The following is a 20772-nucleotide window of genomic DNA, read 5'->3' on the forward strand; positions in this document are numbered from 1 at the left end:
TCTTGTATATTGATAATATCACTACAGAAATAATTTGTGTGTGCATGATCTTGCGCTTATCGTTTTTAACTAAAGCACCTATTCAAGTAATTTTGTATTTAGTTACTGACTCGATGAGTGTAGCATAGATATTGCTATCTAGTGTAAATATCTATACTATGACTTGCTCAAGAAAACTTTTAAATTTGCAAGCATATATCAAATTAATCTAGTCTTGAGCAGAAATTAAAATTCCAGAAGGTGATATGTAAATATTGCCAAGGATTAAATTTATTATTTAGTTGTTTAAGCTTTGATTTATTTATACTTTTCTTAAAATAATATCAATATTTTATTGATATTTGATATCATAAGTGCCAGTAATTCTTTTAAGGTGTGTAATATATTATTATCCTAGTTGAGCACACTTATGGTGGTGCAATATTTTATTAAATAATTTTACTTCTGACTGTAGCAGAATGATGCATTTTAGCATAGAAATTCTTCATAAGATCTAAGACTGCTTCAGCTAAGTAACTTATGGTAGAAGTTTTTACACTTAAAATAGTTAATCTAAAATATCAAGAGACTTATTACTACAATCTGTAAACGATACCATCAAGTCATTAAAATAAGATTTTTTTAGATCATTTAGTGTATCAGGAATAATTAAGTTTTTAGGTGGTTATTAGCTTTAATCATAATTAATTAGAATGAATTTAGCATATTGTTAGGTATTTTTATCTTGATATGATCCACTAGAAATCAAAGTGATAATTATTTATGGCGATAAATTAACAATAATACTTAGAGTATTATTGCATTTACTATAATAAAACTATAATATGGAAGTATTAATGATAAGTTTTACAGTATTTATGGAATCTATTAATTAAATACCGATTAGTCTAATCGGTATTGCGTTCACATTGCAGGCATTAATCATAATATTGCTTATGTAATCATGCATTTTATTAAATCAAATATTCATTCTTTATAATGAATATTTGATTTATGATAAGTCCATTGCGCGATTTTGCTTTGTAGAGAATCTATGTAAAAAATTTACTCTAACAATCAATATATCAGTTAGTATTAGAGTAATAAGATTAATCAAACACTCACTAATAACCTAGTTAAGGCTTATTGGAGATAATTGTTTGATATTAAATATGAATATTTTTGATGTTTTTAATTTAGCATTATAGCTGCTACCATTTATCGATATCATGAATGCAAACTTCTTTTTAAGTCGAGTATTTTTTTAAAAAATCACCTTGCATATCATATAACTTATATAATTTTAAGTGATTATATAGAATGTGAGTAGTAGGATATCTACCGTAGTATCACTTTAATGATAAGTGTAATAAAGAATTTTATGCGGACCTTGCATATAGACTCGGGTATTAATTTTTGGAATAATTTCAATCTCTCTCTAGAAAGATTGAAATTATAGAGCAGAATAGAGGTGTTATGTTCGCCGAATGGATAATTAGTATACTATATTAATATAAATTATAGGCATTTAACTTCTCTTTTTTTTCTTTATCAAAAAAAATAATCTTTGTCATTACATTAAGTAAATATAGGATATGTACAATAAAAATTATTTATTGGTATAATACCAATTACCGTTAAAAAAATTACATCATTTTTATTTAATATTTATGCTATGGATATTTATGATTAATTTCTTTTATAAGATGAGTATTTTACTATATATTTGATATCAGCAATATAACATGATAGGCAATTGACTTTTATAGCCAAAATAAATAACAGACTTTTTTATTATGCAAGCAATTAGTTGTATGCTTAAAGAGATATCTTAAAATACTAAAAATGTAATAAAAGCTAAACTAAGACCAAAGTTTACGCTATTGATCATATAAAACTTGACAAATTTATCTTTTATCTTGTAGGTGTATGATCCTTTGGCGGAGTAGCTCAGTTGGTCAGAGCAGCGGAATCATAATTCGCGTGGCGGGGGTTCAAATCCCTCCTCCGCTAATAGTTTTAGGATTGTAATAAAATTAGATAATAAGCTTGTTTTATTCTTAAAATATAAGATTTTTAAAGTATTATATTTTACACATTAGTTGCTATCATGGTTGCGTTCAATATGAAGCTAGTTTGTAATATACACTAGTTATTTATAAAACTTTCTACTTAAAATGGTTTTATTAAAAGTGTTACGCGCGTATGGCTATGCAAACTGCTTGTATAATGATCGAAGAAGATCAAACAGGCAACCTTTCTTGCAGGAAAATTGGTAGATTTATGTTGCTGTAAAAGATGCTAACGCTTCTTTGGCAGAAGATAAATGTTAAGGTTGCTTTGTTTACTCTTCATATTTAGTTAAATGTATATAGCTAAAGCAATCCAAAAGTTATGTATTAAAAACGCAAGATTTTTCTTGTTGAGACCAGGATCTAATTTTTACTAAAGCTTGCTTATTGTATACGTTGTATTTTTACTGGAACTAATTTAAGTTCTATGTGTTACATTAAAATTTAGAATAATGAATTTTCGACAGCATGACACTTAATATAGTGTGAATAATTTGCTAGCCGCTTTAATTTTCAAGAATATACACTATTCAACTCAACATATTTAATAAGTTATAAATAAACTAAGTTAAGTTGTGTTATGAATAAATTTACAATAAAAAAATAATTTTAATAAAAATCAATATTATTTGAGCGTATTATCTATTAATCATTAACTGTTTCTTTGTCTTTTCTTATCCAAGGATTGATAATCCGCGGTGGGATTGCCCATGTAGGAGTTTCATTATCTAGGCTGAGATTAGGATTAAAATATGGATCAGCATCAAGTATTTTACCCCATCGATTTTGCATCCATCGTATTTCGCTAGAAAAACGGTTTTTTTTCGTCACATTGTCCTCAAAACCACGTGACGCGGATTCGTGATGATATAGTTCAGCATAAGGGGTAACTACGATACGATACCCAACAGAGCGGATTTTTAGACATAAATCCACGTCATTGAAGGCTATCTTTAAGTCATTCTCGTTCATTCCACCGATTTGCTTATATATACTATGAGTTGTTAATAAACATGCTCCTGTAACGGCAGTAACATTATGAATGATTCGGGCCCTATTGAAATAGCCTGACGCTGCGCGCGGCAAATGCTTATTGAAATGTCCCGCTACACCACCAATACCAGTAATTATGCCGACATGTTGTATTGTGTCATCGGGATAGTAGAGCTTAGCTCCAACTGCACCAATATCAGGTAGTTGAATTTGTCTAATCATTTCTTCTAACCAATCCTTGTTTATTGGCTCGACGTCATTATTCATCAGTAATATCAGCGGGCCTTTCGATTTGCTTACTGCTAGGTTGTTCAAACGCGAGAAATTAAATGGTTCTTCATTTTGAAGGATAGTTATTCGCGTATCTTTTTTTATCTTAGCTAAATATCGAAGTGTACTTTTCTGCCGAGAGTTATTACTAACAATAATTAGATCCCAATTTCTATAACTAGTTTTATTTAGCAGACCTGCTATTAATACGCGCATCATATCTATTTTATCGCGAGTCAGAACAATAATGGTTATATGTGGTTTCTTGGTAGGTAAGGCCGGAACCACACGATTACTGAGTCCATCAATACCGGTAATTACTTTCGCTTTTATATTGCAGCGTTCCATATGCTCGATAACCGCTTTGCGAGCAGCTTTGCAGTGATATGGCTTCGCTTCGCTATTCAATGCTACACTGCCTTTAATTGCGCGCCAGTGATATAAGACTATCGGAATGTGCCGTATTCTATTCGTATTAGTTAATTCTAGCACTCTAAATGCCATATCGTAGTCCTGGCTGCCCTCGAAGCCTTCACGAAACTTTCCAGCTTTTTGCATCAATGATCGGCGATAAGCTGCTAAATGATTAATCATGTTTTGCGAGAGGAACAGCTCAGGCGACCATTCAGGTTTAAAATATGGATCAAACACTTGCCCATTTTCATCGATCTTATCCTCGTCTGAATAGATAACATCGGCTTTTGGATCGTCCTCCAGGCTGGCTGCTATCCGATATAGCGCATCAATAGTTAGCTCGTCATCGTGATCCAGCAGGACTATCCATTCGCCAGTAGCTAAAGCTAAAGCGGAATTACTCGCTGCCGATATATTACCATTAATTTCGCGAAAGGTAATTTTGATACGTTGATCCTTAGCAGCATATTGTTTTAATATCGATTTAATTTCTGGGTTTTTAGAAGCATCGTCAGCTATGCAAAGTTCCCAGTCCTCATAAAGTTGTGCTTTTACGCTGTTAATCGCTTTTTTCAGTAGTGCTGATGGAGTATCGTATGTTGGCATTATTATTGAAAAAATTGGTTTATCTTTCATACGCAAAATATGAGCGTGGATCGCCGTTTTTTCAGATTCTGTTAAATTATAGAATTTGTTACGCCAAGCGGAATATGTCATGCTGGGAGTTAGTAGTTTTTTTAGGTATTTTTTTAATTCTAATATGTTTATGTCTTGTACTTGTTGAATAATTTTTCGAATGCCGTGGGAAGAATAGCCCTTGTACGCTACTACCAGTAAAAGTTCCAAACGGCTAATTTCACGGGCTGTAATTGCGCTCTTTACGAAAGGCTCTTTTCCGTTCATCGGATTAATACTCAAATTTTTCACTTTATCTGGTAGGCGTACAAAGTATGTAATATGCTTATTAGTACAGGATATTAACAAATTCCTGCAGTTAATTTTCGATATGCTAGAGCAACCATCCGCGACTAAATACGGAGTGAAAAAATTTTCATCATTCTCAATTTCGTAGGTTATTTTTACCCAGCCAGCAGGCATTCGCTTTTTGTTAGAGCGCAACGTTATCATTGGAAAACCATTTGTTAAAGCCCATACATCTCCATCTGAGTGCTTGACTTTGCAGTTATTTTCCGGGGTCAGCGTATACGTTGTTTGAGATATACATTGAGCGATCAATATTTTCGCTTCATTCAATATAAGCGAAAGAGTTTGTCTGCCTAGTAACATTATTTATTTTTAGAGCATATAGTCAGTTTATAATAAAATTTACGAAGTATAAGCATTACGTTTTTTAGATAAATTCTAAAATTGAATCTATAGCTTTTACGAATTTTATATTTTGCTTAATTGATTTATCTTGTTGCGCTCTGAGATTGTTAACTATTATTAATCGAATTCACTGCATAATTAGTTGTTCGTTAAACAGATACTATTGCTGCATTCATAAGTACAATGAGTAAAATTAGCAGAAGTCTTCTTATTGCCTAACTATAATAAAGAGTATTAGAAATTCCTATTTCTAATACTCTTTATTATCAACCATTCGTTGTTGAAGGTTAAAAAACGGATAAATGTATCGTCAAAATAGTAAGCTAGCACAATTTTATTTCCTTTTGGATTTTTTTAATACTTGTTAAGTAACTGATACTGTTATTGTTATTTGTCAGCATTACAGCATTATGTAATTTTTTAATCCAGTTAACGAACTGGAGTTCGATGTTTAACTCTTTATCATCTATAATATGATGGCGCAGCTTTTTATCAAGAAAACTTTCTATTTTATCTGTTGCGTTATGCATTTGGTGAACTAAACCCAAATTTAACTCGCTATCAATTCGCCTAATTTCATCACGCCAATTAGCTAGTATCTGATCAAAACTAGTCCAAGATTGCCTTATTCCTTTGCTTCCGCACACTGCTTCAGTTTGATATCTTAATAACAGCATTAACGCTTGTTCGGATGACATCTTATCACGGCATTTAAGCGAGCAGGCAATTTCTAATGGATGACGAAGCATGTGTAAAACTGTCACTCTCATTTTGAATGCAGCTAATATTTTACGCCATAATGGCAATAAGCGGCACATGCGTGGATCTTTTATTCCCCATAAAGTAGCTGTATTAAACTCATCATATATAATTGATTGCAGATCATTGAGCGCATCATAAGTAGCAGAATACTCAAGCCAACCCGATGGCATTTTTCTTATATCGTTCCAGCTCATGCCAAGATCGCTGAACAGTTGCTCATGACGATTGACTATTTTTCTATGCTCCCAAAAACCACGCTCGTTGTTATCTTTAGCACCTTCCATTAGGTCCGTACCGAGATCAACCCCAAGGAGATTGATAATGCGTGCGAGAGCCGATGTCCCGCTGCGATGCATGCCGAGTATAATAACAGCGGTTTGTTGTGGTTCGGATTTTAGACGAAAATTTGTATTTTTTTTGTTAACCTGAAGGTAATAATTTGTTTTAGGCATCTTCTATCCAAAACGTGCTTTAAATTTATTTATTATCTGTGATTGATCATGCATAAAATTTTTTTTTATTTTGCTTTATAGTTTTGCGTTAATTACTGAATAATTAAAATTATTAATAGAATTACTTCTCATAGACGATGTAATTAGTATAAATGTAAGATTATTTGGATAATCAATTCAAAAAAACTTTTTATATTCAGTAAGAGTTTTTAAGGTTTATGCTGTTTAGCGAATTTATAGCACTTAAAGATTTAATTTAATTTTAGCTTTGGTATTATGCACATAATGGAATGCTTTACGAGTGGCTTAACATTTTAAGCAATTCCATTATCGATAAGTATATCATATTAAAAAGTATTTAGTGCATTACTGGGTTTTTAATTTTTATGAATATTACAATTCAGTACGTTTAAGTAGACTATAATTTATTATAAGATTAAGTTGGCATACTTGCTATTCTTTAGGTTATCCCAATAGCGGTACGCTGTTTGTTATTTGATAGGTTATTGTAATAGTTTATTCATCAGTATTTTAGACTTGATTTAGATAATTTAAAAGTGTAGTGATACTTAAAACTAAATTTTATTTGTCAATTTTATTTTTAAATACGTAATTGTTCGCTATCATTTGTCAATGCTTGTGAAATATAGCAATTTCATTATAATTAAGAGTTGAATTATTGTATTTTCCTGCGATTCAGCTTACAAGGTTTTTATTATCTTCATTTGTTTTTTAAGCTAGGCATAGAAATTCTACTAATTATTATTAGACGGAGGATTTTTATTGTAGCTGTATTTTAAAGAGTAATTTGCTTCGATAAATGCCTTGTCTTTGCTAATTTACTTTATGTTTTTTTGATTACCCCTAGTTTGTGTAACTAATATGCGTTTTATGCACGGAATTATTGCTGAACATAAATTAGTTTAGATATGAAGCTTTAGTCATTATCTTTAAATGTAAACCCTTACGCTCAATCTGAGCACGGTTGTTTTATTTGCTAGTTTTTAATGATTATACTATCGGGTGTTATCGAGATTATGAGAAATTTTTGTTTTATTTTCTGTAAATTGTAAAGCTTGTTGTATGAAAATTAAGAAAAGCAAAGATAACCGCAAATTAGTTGACTGCTGGTTTTATTACAGTTTTTGATGAAATTGAGTTTATTTGATCTGCGTCTGTTTATGATCTTTATCACTAGGCGGATATTATTTGAATCGCTGCAAAATCTATGCATACTACCAATTGATAATATAACGTCATAAATAGAGGCATTAGAGCATCGTTTTATGCTGAGTTAAGGAAAGATCTTTTGTGCTATAGCAGTACAAATCAATTGTATTCTCAGAAGATAATAGTTACTCTGACTATAATCTTCTGAGAATCTCTGTGCAATACCCGAAAAATGAGTAGATAGTTAAGCATTGCTTTTTATGTTGCCTATTATGATTTGTATTGGGTAGCATTTAGAGGCGTTAGCAGTTGTTTGGTCCTTGCAATTAGAGCAGTTGGATAAGCTTATGTTATAGATAATAAAATATTTATTATTAAAACTTCTCTAAATTATCCTCAAAAACAATACTATCTATCATCTAATATGATGATAGATAGTATAAGATCTTTTATTTACCTTCAGGTGATTGTTCTGCATTATAATTTAGAGTAATATTTGTTACTTTATTGTGTTGATGATTTTTCTTATGTGATATTTTGCTATTATGCCCTTCAGCATCTGCTTATTTATCAACTACTGCTCAATGAATTATTCAATTTATTGTTAACGTATTATGTATAGTTCGAATAATTGCTATAAGCAAATAGCTTTACTTTTCGAGTACTTGTTTGGTGATTTGTTTTATATCTTTGATATTTGATTATTATTATGTATGACTAAATAGATTTTTATTCCGGGTTTAGTGAGTTTCTGTTATTTTGCATGTAGAATATCAAATCTAAGCTAAATCAGTACTATTAAGAGGATTCTAGTGAATGTAAAATTACGCATTACAAAGTTTCAAAGCCTAAAGATAATTATACAAATGTCTTTGTTTTACAAAATGTAATTGCTAGTGCGCACAGTATTCGCGATGATAGCGAATAGTTTGCTAATTTTTGGAAGAAGAAGTCATTACAAGTTAGCAGTTTAATTAATTAAAAATTATCAATAATGAGAAAAAACAAGTCTAGATTTAGCCACAAATTGATCAAAACAAGAGTAGAGCACGCACTTATTTATTTCATCCTTTAAATTTTGATACCAGCCAAATCCCAAGCTTTTTAGTATGACCAAGTCTGGTGATAGATATTCTGCGAATATCTTTTTTTATTTCAAAAGAGTTGAGGATCGGACTAATATCTTTCCGATTAGTTAATATTAGCATTAGGTTTGTTGTTGCCGGAATATAAGATGCTATTAATTCATAGTGATTGTCTGGATGATGATTCCAATCCCATATGTATACTGCTCGCTTACCGGGTTTTGATTTACCAACAACAAGCTGATCGCGCATGTAGTACAGAAGTGATGCCATGGTCATTTGATCAGTCATAAGAATTGGTAAATCTGGATTAGTAAGAATATCTAAACGCGACGTCGCTGCTATCTGTTCCCAACCACTTAAACGTAAAAAATATCGATCTGTAAGCGAAATACGTACCTTTGGCCAATTAGCTATCATTATTGCTAAGGTAAGGCTAATAAATAGATGAGGTATTATTAGTAAGTAGCGAATATAGCGCTTTGATGAAGATACTAGCCAGAGTGCTACAAGAACTGTGGCTGTCGGATATGTTGTTACTGCCCAGTTAGCGTTAACTCGAAATAGACATGCCTGTACTGTAATTATCACCAGCGGTGGTATGCTTAAAGATATAAGGAATTGTTCTTCTTTGCTAAGTTTTACACGAGCCCATAGGATAATTTGATAGGCAAATGCTGCAAAAGATATAGGGCCAAATATAGCAATCTGTTCGACTATACATTGAAGCAAATTAGAGGCTTGGAATTTTTGTGACGGACCGGTATTTAGATTGGCATTATCGTTAATATGGACGATGCTAGCAAAATGGTTGGTTAGGTTCCAGTGAATATTGGGCGATAAGATCAGCAATGCTAGTACTATAATCACTAGACCACGTAAGTTAAACAAGATCCATCGATCGCGTGAACTTAGAGTTAAATGTATAGCAATACCCAAAAATATGTAAATCATATGATATTTCGCTAGCATACCAACACCAATTGACAAACCGGTAGCGATTGCGAAGTGCCACGCTCGATTGTTGAGTAAACAGCGATAAAATGTTACTGCTAGTGTCCAACAGAACAAAAGAGGTACATCGTTAGAAAAAATTAAGCTGGAAAATCCGATATATGGTAATGTGATCCAAATTATTGCAGACCACATAGCTACTCTGTTATTTGCTACCGTTTGCCCAAGCCAGAAGAGTGCTAGTGCAGTACCAGCGTGTAGTATCGGGGATAGTATTCGTACGCATGATTCACTGTCTCCGCAAACACCAGTGCTGGCCGCAACAAGCCATGCGATTAGTGGAGGATTGGCGAAATAACCAAAATCCAAATCTTGCGCCCAGGTCCAATACTGCGCTTCATCGCTATAAAGCTCTAGGCTAGTAAATGCATCTGCATACAGTCTTATAACGGTTAGGCTGACAACGCAGATTAGTGCCTTTTGTAAGCATGTTAATTCTCTGGATAATAGTTTGATGGTTGCTATCATTACTTCAAGTAATTATAAGCATTAATTATTTTTTAGTAGCAAATGATTTGAAATGGTAAACAAAATAAAATTGTGCGTTACACGACTGTACTTCTAGGTAAGGTATTGGAATAAATTTTAATTTTTCTACACTAGGTATATAGATCAATATTACAGATAGACTATTTAACAAATTTTTATTATTTCGCTTGGCTTAAGTATTATATGTGTTGTAGTAAAACTATAGTAATTTATTCAATATATGTTGAAAACTATGAATGCTGAATTTCATTCTCCTAGGTACTGTATTTTTAATTAGTATTGATTGAAAGGTGCAACTTTACTAATTGTAAATTTATGCAAAAGAATATCTCGATCACAGCAAAAAATTATATTTTGTGACATTAGAAGTTTTTAGCTTAGGCTTAAAATTTTATTAGTAGGTCGCAAATATGTTACTACCTCCAAATTTCTCTGCGACGAATTATGATTAAAATTTTTTCATTCTACAGCTTGTTATCAAGTAAAAGTCTTGTGCACTTCATTGTACTACTTTTATCTTCCACGTAGATAATTTTTTATTAAAAACAGTTTGTTATTGAAATTTAAATTCCATTCAACTTTTAGCGTAAAATAATTATTTATATAATTTAATTGTGATGATAGTTTATATCATTTTGTACACCTGACAAGATTAGTTGAATGATCTTTTAAAGTATAAGAAAGTTCATTTTTATTGTCTGTGTACTTACAAAAAGAAGATAATTATTAATATACTAAATCATATCTATAATTGTTTAATATTTTGCATACCTCGTCTAACATCGAGTGTATTTCTTTCTAAATCACAATGTAGCCGGATGAAAGGAAACTCTGTTTTGACTGCTTTATGGAAATGATGAGCAATAGAGCGAAGGTTGGAGTGTACAGTTTTACTTGAACGTAATTCTGCTACGTATATCATCTGTCGTAGATCATAAACTATTCGACATGGAACTAATAAGCCGAGCGGGAGATAGTTTTGGCGTTCTTCTTCGGTAGTTTCCAGTTTATTTGAAGCTTTGCGCAGATTTATTATACGCGGAGCGATTGATATCATGGTAGATTCTGGTATATTGTTTATATACCATGGGTGAAAGCCGTACAACCAAGTTAGTAGAGGCATCTCACAATAACCGTTACGATGACGCTGGATATCTCGGAAAGACCCAAAATCGAGTAAAAATCGGCATTCAAATGATGCATATGACCCTACTATCCTTGGGAGTTGTTCGTATTTTGGCCTATCCGTAAAAATCCTTGGGTCCAATAAATCAATAGCACTACGATCAGCATCGCATATATACTCAAAATTTGGATAATTTTCTTGTTGTGTATGATAATAAGTTTTTAGTTTAGAGATTATCGCCCGATATGCAGATTGTTCTGGTCGATATTTCTGACTAAACGATACTGGGTATTTTTTCTTTAGTTTTGTAAGAATTATTGCCGCTGTTTCACGGGTTTCAGTTAGGGGATGTAGAGAAAGAGTTCGTAAGTGGTCTGCAGCCTGGCGCAAGTTAGTTGTCCATGAAAGTTGGGATTTTACTCCGGCAGGCAGAAATCCTCGAGAAATATCAAATGCTCTTGCTTCAAGGGTTTTTGCCCATATTTCTGCTTTAATACCATCCGGGCAGGGATAAGCGAGAGTTAACTTTGATAGGATAGCGGAATGAACTTTGGTATAAATCTCAATCCATTCGCATATAATTGCTTTTGACTTTGTTGTACCGACCGGGTCGGTGTATCCATTATTGGAGAAATTAATGTAGCGAGTAGATGTCTCTTGGCCAAAATACAGTGGAGTATTTTGCAGTGCTTTGCAGGTTAGAATAGAAACTTCTTCTATAAAGATTGTTGTGAAGCCACAATCTCCGATTGATTCATGACCATACTCTACATAATATTTTTCCATAAACTTCTCAAATCCACGATCTTCGACATTGGAAAGGTGATCGATGATACTCGATGCTGATCGGCTATATAGTGCTTGAAGCATGGAATTTGCTTCTGGTTTTAGGCCGTCTTCGATCAAGATTCGCATTATTTAGCCCCTCTATCTTTCCATATTTTTCTGAATTTTGTTACTTGGATAACTAAATATCAAATGCATTCATAAAGTTTTAGATGTTTTTATAGAAAACTTATTTAAATTTTTTCATAAACGGCTGTTGCTTATAAGCAGTAAATTTTAATCACAGCAGTTTATCATTTATTCCTTGTCTACTTTTTAATGAGATATCAGTTTAAAATTTAGTTCATTAATCAGAATTTTTTAATTCTGTAGCGGGATATAAAATATTGTGTTGTTCGTATTAGTAATGTACTAATTTATTTATATTTTAGGTAAAATCTTCTCATCGGTACTACTTGAAATTTACTTGCTGGATTTACAAAAGCAATAAATAAAATCTTAGCTGTTGTACTCAAGTTAATTTTTATGATTGACAGGTAAAATCATAAAGTGTCCTTTTTTGAAAAATTCTCGCTATTCATAAAGCAGTTTTTACTTCAAGAAAAAATTTTTTGCTTCTTGATTTTAATTACCGCGAATTTTATGAAGATTTTTGTTTTATTTATAGTGATTTTTATATAAAAAAATTGTTCTGTAGTTAATTTATACGGTTAATCATTACGCTTTTATTACATAACACTTATGTAAAATGTTTATTGATGGTTTGTTTAAATGAGAAAAATATTTTTATGGAGTTAAGTTTATTATTAAATAATTAACTATGTAATGTTATAGTTAATTATGATATTTCGTGTTCAATTGTATTTTTATTTCTAACAAATAGTTTTAATCTAGGCGGATGAGTAAAAACTCATTTTATAAGAATACTGTTGCTTGTTTTCAACTATTTTAGCTCATCTGTAAGCATTAAGTTTTAAACACTCTTTTGTGTTAAGATCTTGATAAGTTTTGAAATATGAATTCCTTAGTTTCTGATTGCTGCTCGTTTGAGCAAATGCTTCTAGGAATTTTGCATTCATGCTACGCGTTGTCTTTTTTAAACGGAATTATAGATATTCTCGGATATTCGGATTTTTATGTATTTAGAATTAATTGCTTAGATGGATATTTTATTAATCAATAAGTGGAGAATATTCTTACTGTGATTCTTTATCCGGCAATTGACATAAATGGTGGAAAATGTGTTCGTTTGCTTCGTGGTGAAAGGAGTAGCGCTACAATATATGCCATTGATCCTGCTGCCCAAGCCAAGTATTTCCAGGATGCTGGTTGTACATACATTCACGTGGTGGATCTGGAAGGGGCTTTTTCTGGTAAAGTAGTGAACGTAGCAGCCGTGCGTTCCATATTATCAATCGTGGATATTCCTGTGCAGTTTGGGGGTGGTATTCGAAATCGTACCCATATTGATGCTTGGATTAATGCTGGAATTAGTCGTGTTATATTAGGTACATTGGCTGTATCTAATCCAGACTTGGTAGCAGCTGCTTGTCGCGATTATCCAGGCATGATCAGTGTTAGTATCGATGTTCGCGGTGGCAAAGCGGCAATTCAGGGATGGACTAAAACCTCTAAACTAACTGCTAGAGATCTGGCATTAAAATTTGAGGATGCTGGTGTTGCTTCTATTGTTTTTACTGATATTGACCGAGATGGCACTATGAAAGGGCCGAATTTTAAAGAAACTAAAATATTAGCTCAGGTATTATCAATACCGGTTATCGTTTCAGGTGGAGTGTCTTCTATTAAGGATTTATCGAAGTTAACCAAACTGAATAGCGATGGTGTAGAAGGAGTTATTGTCGGCAGAGCACTATATGATGGCAGGATTAATTTGAATAATGCACTACGTGTACTTGCTGGAGATAATATTTTATGCTAAATGTGCGCGTTATTCCCTGTCTAGATGTTAAGGCTGGTCGCTTAATTAAGGGGGTAAAATTTGTTGACCTGATCGATGCCGGTAGCCCGGTAACGCAGGCTAAGTTTTATAATGCCGAAGGAGCAGATGAGCTATGCTTTTTGGATGTTGTTGCTAGCCAGGAAGGTCAGCGTACGATATTTGATGTAATTGGTCTTGTTGCTGAAGAGTGCTTTATGCCGCTAATGGTGGGTGGTGGGGTGCGCAACATTGAGGATATACGCAAGCTTTTACTCATTGGAGCTGACAAGGTTGTCATTAATACTGCAGCGGTGAACAATCCAGAGCTTGTTCGCCGCGCAGCAAACAAGTTTGGCAGCCAGTGCATTACAGTTGCCATTGATGCTAAGCGCACGATTGGTGGTAGGTTTAGTGTTTTTACGCACTCCGGCCATCAGCCTACTGGTTTAGATGCTGTTGTATGGGCGCAGCAAATGGTCGAATATGGTGCAGGTGAGATTATGTTGACATCTATTGATCGCGATGGCACCAAACAAGGATTTGATATATCATTAACTAGGAGTGTCTCTGATTCTGTACAAGTACCAGTCATTGCTTCGGGGGGGGTTGGTACACTGGATCATTTGGTGGAAGGAGTTTTTGCTGGTCATGCCAGTGCAGTGCTATCTGCTTCTATTTTTCATTCAGGTACTTACCGAATTAGCGAGGTAAAAAAAGCAATGTTTGCTGCTGGTATTGCTGTTAGACAGAGCGATTGAGTATAGTATGAGTAGTAGTCATGTTCTTGATCGTCTTGTTAGCACTATAGCATCGCGTCGAAACGATAACTTAGAGACGAGTTATACTGCCAGGTTATTATCAAGTGGCCCGTTGAGATCTGCGCAGAAAGTTGGAGAAGAAGCCGTTGAGGTAGCTATTGAGGCAACGTTAGGTAATAATGATACTTTGATTTCAGAAAGTGCTGATTTACTATATCACCTATTGGTATTATGGGTCTCCATGGGAGTAAGCTCAGATGAAGTTTGGGCTAAATTAGAAGAACGCGAGAAAATTTGAATTAAATTCGATAAAATTGCTGTTAGCCTATCAGATAAAAGATAATTACTTGGAAATTTTTAAATGTGTTACGATAAAAATAATACCTTTGCTAAGATTTTGCGTGGTGATATTCCAAGCAATACTATTTATGAGGACTATTACACTCTTGCATTTAAGGATATTGATCCATGTACCCCGTTTCATGTTTTAATTGTACCTAAAGGGGATTATGTTTCTTTATCAGATTTTTCTCAGAAAGCAAGCGATTCAGAAATACTTGGTTTTGTTCGCGCCATCGGTAATATAATCTATCAATTTAATCTTGCAGAGAAAGGCTATCGTATAGTGGCCAATAGCGGCTCTGATGCCAATCAAGAAGTGTTACATTTTCATTTACATATGCTTGCCGGTAGAAAGCTTGGAAGTATGTGTAAATGAAGGTATCTCTTATCTGCACTAAAATACTGTAAGGGTCGATATAGCATTTCGTAATTAATAAGGTTTAGCTTGCTAGATTATATATAAAAAACTCTTGTTAGTAAGAGTAGATTAAGGAGAGCAAAATTAGTAACAGTAAAAATTTTCTTTTCCCCATAGTCTAAAAATTATTTGATGTCCAGTGATGAGGATATTAAAAGAAATTGTGTTTAACAAGACAAGTAAATTAGATTGTACTGAATCTGCTTAAAGTAGATTAAGGCAAATGATACTATTTTTAATATATTAAAAATTATTTGCTGCTATGTTCTATACACTCATATATGCTGTTAATGATTGAAGCTATAATAATTAATTATATATTCGTATTTTCCTAATTTTTATTGTAAAATGCTACGGAATCATAATAAGATATTAAATTTAATATAATGGTGTACGGTAATTTTTTTATTAAACCAGTATTATAATACAAATTGTATTGTATCTTAGAAAAATATTTTACTATCGAGTAGTATATAATATTTAATGAAAAATGAAAAAATCTATATATTTTGATTTTTAAAACTTATCCAAATTATTTTGATAATCTGCATTTATACAAATGTTATACTTAACTTTTATAAGATTATTCTAAGACGCTATAAAGTTAAGTCTTTGTAAAACTATAACTAAAGTATAAGCTAACCTTAGCATGTTGTAGTTTGCATTTTTTCACTTACTGTAGTAAGCAAGAAAATGCAAAGAAAATAATAAATTAAGCTTTTTAATGAAATATTAACATTACTTCAGCTAAGTAAGTCTTACTTCTTTATAGTTTGTAACTTAAACTACTATGTGTGGATAAATTTATTCTAGCTATTTGCGTTCAATTGAGCGCTTAATAATCTATATTAGCCTCATTAATCTCAATTAATTATTAATAGTTTAACTAATATAAATTAATTTTATAACGCACAATTTTAAGCCATAAAACGATTCATCGATTTGTTCTGCTGTCTGTGATCAGTTGATCTATTATGATGCATGAATAATTATTCATGCGGCTGTTTTTATTTAGCCAGTAAGCTCATTTGTTATATTTTATGTTATTAATTTTATTATTTGCATTATGACGTAAGATACTTGTTATTATGAATCTATTTATTGTGTAATTCTATTACACAAAGTTTCTGTAATAAATTAGCAACCAGCAAAAATTTTTTTTAATTTTATCACTTCAAAAGTATTGTTAATCCATTTAGATTTGAAATGATGATATAGCAATCTGTACTTAACTTTTTTTGTAAAAGTAATAGAATATATGATCTAATTATTGATTTACCCAAGGAAGGTATTGCTTTAAAATTTAAGTTAAGAACGATTATTTTTTATTATCTTTAATTTAAGCAAGACTAATTCTTTACTCGAGGAATAAGACTGATTAGAAATCAAATTATATGTTTTTTCTATTATTTGAATTTCCAATGATTGACCCTGTTGCAATCACTATGGGTCCATTATCCATACGTTGGTATGCGCTTGCATATATCGCTGGAATAATTATCGGTTGGCAATATGTACTCTATCTGATTAAAAGTTATTCTATTGTATTCGAGACTAAGTTGCTCGATAGTCTTCTGTTCTACGTTACTTACGGTGTTATTTTAGGCGGTAGGATTGGTTATGTTTTATTGTATAATTTAAATTATTACTATTCTAATCCAGAAGAGATCTTTATGGTTTGGCGAGGAGGTATGTCTTTTCATGGAGGGGTTCTTGGTGTTGTTTTAGCTATTATACTTTTTGCTCGCAAGGCTAAAATCTCTATTTTTATTATTGGTGATTTAGTAGCTTCTGCTACACCAATTGGTTTATTCTTTGGTCGCATTGCTAACTTTATAAATGGCGAATTATTTGGTCGCGTAGCACCTGATTTACCTTGGGCAATGATTTTTCCTATTGCCGGCGATATTCCACGACATCCTTCCCAAATATATGAAGCCATTTTGGAGGGAATAGTGCTATTTATTCTTGTTCGAGGAGTGAAGATCAGAAAACAAAATCCTGGAATGACTATGGCTTCTTTTTTTATTGGTTATGGCTTTGTTCGTACTATTTGTGAATTTTTTCGTGCTCCAGACGTGCAGCTTGGCTTTGTTGTATCGAATATGACCATGGGACAACTCCTTAGTTTGCCGATGATATTAATTGGAGGTATTGTAATGTGTTGTGTTTCGCGGAAGGATCATTTGGACTGCAATTGACGATCCTTGATTATATGAGACAAAGAGTAGAGGCTGATGGTCCAATGGCTTTGTCTGAGGTTATGAAATGTACTTTAACCCATCCGTGCTTTGGCTATTACGCAACACGTAATCCATTGGGTGCTTTAGGTGATTTTGTTACTGCACCAGAAATTAGCCAAATGTTTGGTGAGCTGATAGGTCTTTGGGCTGTAGTAAGTTGGCAGCAAATTGGATCGCCTAGAAGGTTTAATTTTATTGAACTTGGTCCAGGTAGTGGCATGATGATGAATGATGCACTACGAGCTAGTCAGTTGGTACCGGATTTTCATGTTGCTTTAGATTTGCATCTAGTTGAAGCTAGCTTAGCCTTGCGTAAGATTCAGAAGAATTCGTTAGCTGGATATGCTCCTACGTGGCATAATGATGTGTACAGTTTACCTTGCGGACCATCTATTATCATTGCGAATGAGTTTTTTGACGCTATGCCTATTACTCAGCTTGTCCGTGGTAGCTTAGGATGGCATGAAAGGCGTTTATCTTTTGATCAACAGACTAAGATGCCTATTTGGACCGTAATGGCCGAAACAAGCCACTTGGCTAGTTTGCTTCATCCAAAAGTATTGACTACGGGGCAGGTAGGAGAAATAGCTGAGGTATCATCTTTTTCTTTATCAATAGCAGATGCTTTAGCTCGACGCTTGGTAAGCGAAGGCGGAGTAGCTTTGGTGATTGATTACGGTTATTGCAATAGTGCATTAGGCGATACTTTGCAAGCAGTTAAAAAGCATAAATTTGTTGATGTATTAGAAAATTTGGGCCAGTCAGATTTGACGGCGCATGTTGATTTTGCTGCTTTGTCTGCTGCAGTCAATAAAGCAGGTGCAATTGCTTATGGCCCGATAACACAGAGTGCTTTTTTGTTATCTTTAGGGATTATTCAACGAACGTATAATCTAATGAAAAAATCTAATTATAAGCAAGCTCGTAGCATTGAAGCAGCAATGGTTCGTTTGATCGATTCTAAGGCAATGGGTAGCCTTTTTAAAGTCTCAGCATGGTCTGGTCGCGAGGTCAACTTGCTGCCTGGATTATGAATTTACCTCTTTTAGTCCAAAATATCATTTAACACAATAAATCAATTATTGTTGTGTATCAATATATTAGGTAAAAATCTTCACATAACTGTTATCATAATTAAAGCATTGTAAAAATTGCGTTTAAAGTAAAGTTTTGCTTGTTAAAGTTAGTTTAGATATTTTTTAGTTATTTGATACAACCAAAACTAGAAATATTCTTTTATTTTAATAAATATTCTTTCAATACTTTTTATTTAAATGATTATGTTTAAATTTGGTCTTTTGGCTTTCGCTAACGCAAAACATAAAGTAATTGATAATTACTTCACAATTTTTTACTTAGTTTTATTTAATTAACTTTTAGTCCTATCGCAACAGTAATCATGATTTAATTTTATTAAAATTAAAAAACGGTTTTTAATTATCACTTCCTTTAGGTATCCATTAATATAGAATTAAATATTTTATTGTATAGCTTATACAAGTTAGTAAGCGAATATAATCATGGATATCATGAATTTATTGTAATATATCTGATATCATAAATTTACTGTAATATATCTATAATTAGCTGTTAATTTTTTGAACTATATTCCAATACCGTATTGACCTATTATAGTTATTTATTTTCAATTTTGGTAAGCATATTTCTTACTTTTGCAATAGATTAATGTTTTAAAAATATTATGGTAATTGATTATCGTCTAGGCTGGGGATGTAAGCAAGAGTAGAACATAGAATTTCTATTAATTTTTCTTTTTTTTTAGGGGCATAGTACATTTAAAATATTATTACTTGGTTATTGTATTTCATTTCTATTTGCGAAGATTATTCAAATCTGAGCAATAACAAGCTTCTACTTTAGTTAGAACTGAACAAATATCTATTTACGCTATTTGAGAAAGTGCATTACCGGCGCGACTGGGGTTAACTTTTAATATGCATAGCCGCAAAATTCTAAAGCATAATTTGCTTTATTTTATTAAATAGAAGCAGAGCACTACAAGAGTGTAGCAAATCTTCTTGATTATACAATCGCTTTTTATTTGTTAAAATATAATTTAAATTGTATTTTATATAGAAATTGTATACGATGCGCTAAATTAGATGGATGGCGGAGTTAGCTATATTATTTGCTTTAGCTTATAAAATAACGATTGTATTAAAGTAATAATGCTTTTACTTATAATGCAGTAATCATAGTATTTCATGATGCCATTCGATATCTAAAATAATTATCTTACATTATCGTTGATATTTTGCGCTATTTTTATTAGTCCAATAGCTTTTAGATTATCGGTAGTAACTTTCGACAAGCAAATATTATTCCGACGTGCAACTAAGTTGCAGTAGCTTACAATAGCATTAAAGTCGTTTATAGAATTATCTAAGTATAGCTCTTTACCATTGCCAGCTATTTTTAGCTCCAAATAACCAGAATTTTTATTATATCTAGTAGAAAAATAGTGTAACTTCATCGTATCAAGCTTTTCCCAAGGAATCTCTGTATCCATGTAGCCTGTGCGTCGAATTACTTTATCTTCTATTTCGATAACTTGATAAGCGCGTAAGTAAGTACGGATTAAGTAAAGCCCAAACAGCATTGCTAAGCTACCGAATATGATTTCAAGAATAGTTGTAAGCGGTATCATCATTAGTGGTACGCCTGTAACAATGAAACCGCTAGCTCCTCGGAGCATATCCCAGAAAATCGCTTTGCTGTTATAGCGATGCTTAGTTACTAGCACATTATTTTCTCCATTGAGTATATCTACCTACTACTTACAATGTTTGCTTTCTCTCAACAATATGTTTGTATTTGAATTAGTTATTGGAGTGATACTTAATTAAGTAGTATATAGATATACTAGGAAAATGGTATTATCGGATACGCTGTTCTAGCAAGAAGAATTGTTGCGTAAACTAACTTTAAAAACTATCTCTATTATATAATACCTTCTTTTTATCGAGATCTTATCAATGGATAATAAATCCAATAGGTTAAATAGCAATTCTATTGCCTGATTATTCTCAATCTTGAAAATGTTATAATATTTTATTTTTTTATTCTACATAATTGTGTTATTCAATATCAGGTATATTTAACGTCAA

Annotated in this window: 11 protein-coding genes and 1 tRNA gene; 7 read left to right on the top strand and 5 right to left on the bottom strand. The window is 32.4% G+C overall.

Going from position 1 to position 20772, the window contains the following annotated elements; genetic code table 11:
- The first annotated feature begins 1918 nt into the window (after positions 1 to 1918).
- Positions 1919 to 1992 (top strand) — tRNA-Met (locus P856_RS00500).
- A gap of 704 nt (positions 1993 to 2696) precedes the next feature.
- Here the strand turns inward: P856_RS00500 and P856_RS00505 are convergent.
- The 4 genes from P856_RS00505 to P856_RS00520 all read right to left on the bottom strand — a co-directional run bounded on the left by P856_RS00505 (position 2697) and on the right by P856_RS00520 (position 12070).
- A complete protein-coding gene (locus P856_RS00505) occupies positions 2697 to 4982 on the bottom strand; it encodes a glycosyltransferase family 2 protein (RefSeq protein ID WP_227028673.1) in 2286 nt (761 codons plus the stop codon).
- A 398-nt stretch (positions 4983 to 5380) separates the two neighbouring features.
- The gene (locus P856_RS00510; RefSeq protein ID WP_025300229.1) at positions 5381 to 6271 is read right to left on the bottom strand and encodes a sulfotransferase family protein; all 891 of its coding nucleotides are present in this window, start codon (positions 6269 to 6271) and stop codon (positions 5381 to 5383) included.
- A 2234-nt stretch (positions 6272 to 8505) separates the two neighbouring features.
- Positions 8506 to 10008: an ArnT family glycosyltransferase gene (locus P856_RS00515; RefSeq protein WP_025300230.1), complete on the bottom strand. Its 1503-nt coding sequence runs from the start codon at positions 10006 to 10008 to the stop codon at positions 8506 to 8508.
- Between the two features lie 766 nt (positions 10009 to 10774).
- Entirely contained in the window at positions 10775 to 12070 is a 1296-nt protein-coding gene (locus P856_RS00520; RefSeq protein WP_025300231.1) for an FAD-dependent thymidylate synthase, read from the bottom strand.
- A gap of 1072 nt (positions 12071 to 13142) precedes the next feature.
- Here P856_RS00520 and hisA point away from each other — a divergent pair.
- The 6 genes from hisA (at position 13143) to P856_RS00550 (ending at position 18678) form a co-directional block, all read left to right on the top strand.
- Positions 13143 to 13883, top strand: coding sequence for a 1-(5-phosphoribosyl)-5-[(5-phosphoribosylamino)methylideneamino]imidazole-4-carboxamide isomerase (hisA, locus tag P856_RS00525; protein WP_025300232.1), 741 nt, complete (start codon positions 13143 to 13145; stop codon positions 13881 to 13883).
- Positions 13877 to 14641, top strand: coding sequence for an imidazole glycerol phosphate synthase subunit HisF (hisF, locus tag P856_RS00530; protein ID WP_025300233.1), 765 nt, complete (start codon positions 13877 to 13879; stop codon positions 14639 to 14641). The genes hisA and hisF overlap by 7 nt, the downstream gene beginning before the upstream one ends.
- A gap of 7 nt (positions 14642 to 14648) precedes the next feature.
- Positions 14649 to 14939 carry a phosphoribosyl-ATP diphosphatase gene (gene hisE, locus P856_RS00535; RefSeq protein WP_044214823.1) on the top strand — a complete coding sequence of 97 codons (291 nt, stop codon included), beginning with the start codon at positions 14649 to 14651 and terminating at the stop codon, positions 14937 to 14939.
- Positions 14940 to 15002: 63 nt separating this feature from the next.
- The gene (locus tag P856_RS00540; protein ID WP_025300234.1) at positions 15003 to 15359 is read left to right on the top strand and encodes an HIT domain-containing protein; all 357 of its coding nucleotides are present in this window, start codon (positions 15003 to 15005) and stop codon (positions 15357 to 15359) included.
- Between the two features lie 1436 nt (positions 15360 to 16795).
- Positions 16796 to 17602: a prolipoprotein diacylglyceryl transferase gene (lgt, locus tag P856_RS00545; RefSeq protein WP_025300235.1), complete on the top strand. Its 807-nt coding sequence runs from the start codon at positions 16796 to 16798 to the stop codon at positions 17600 to 17602.
- Complete coding sequence (locus tag P856_RS00550; RefSeq protein WP_227028674.1) at positions 17563 to 18678, top strand: class I SAM-dependent methyltransferase; 1116 nt, start codon at positions 17563 to 17565, stop codon at positions 18676 to 18678. Before lgt ends, P856_RS00550 begins: the two co-directional genes overlap by 40 nt.
- 1217 nt (positions 18679 to 19895) lie before the next feature.
- On the opposite strand, the gene P856_RS00555 is transcribed toward P856_RS00550, so the two are convergent.
- A complete protein-coding gene (locus tag P856_RS00555; protein WP_025300237.1) occupies positions 19896 to 20408 on the bottom strand; it encodes a hypothetical protein in 513 nt (170 codons plus the stop codon).
- Between the last annotated feature and the right edge of the window lie 364 nt (positions 20409 to 20772).

Source organism: Candidatus Endolissoclinum faulkneri L5, assembly GCF_000510265.1.
Lineage (GTDB): Bacteria > Pseudomonadota > Alphaproteobacteria > Thalassobaculales > Thalassobaculaceae > Thalassobaculum > Thalassobaculum faulkneri_A.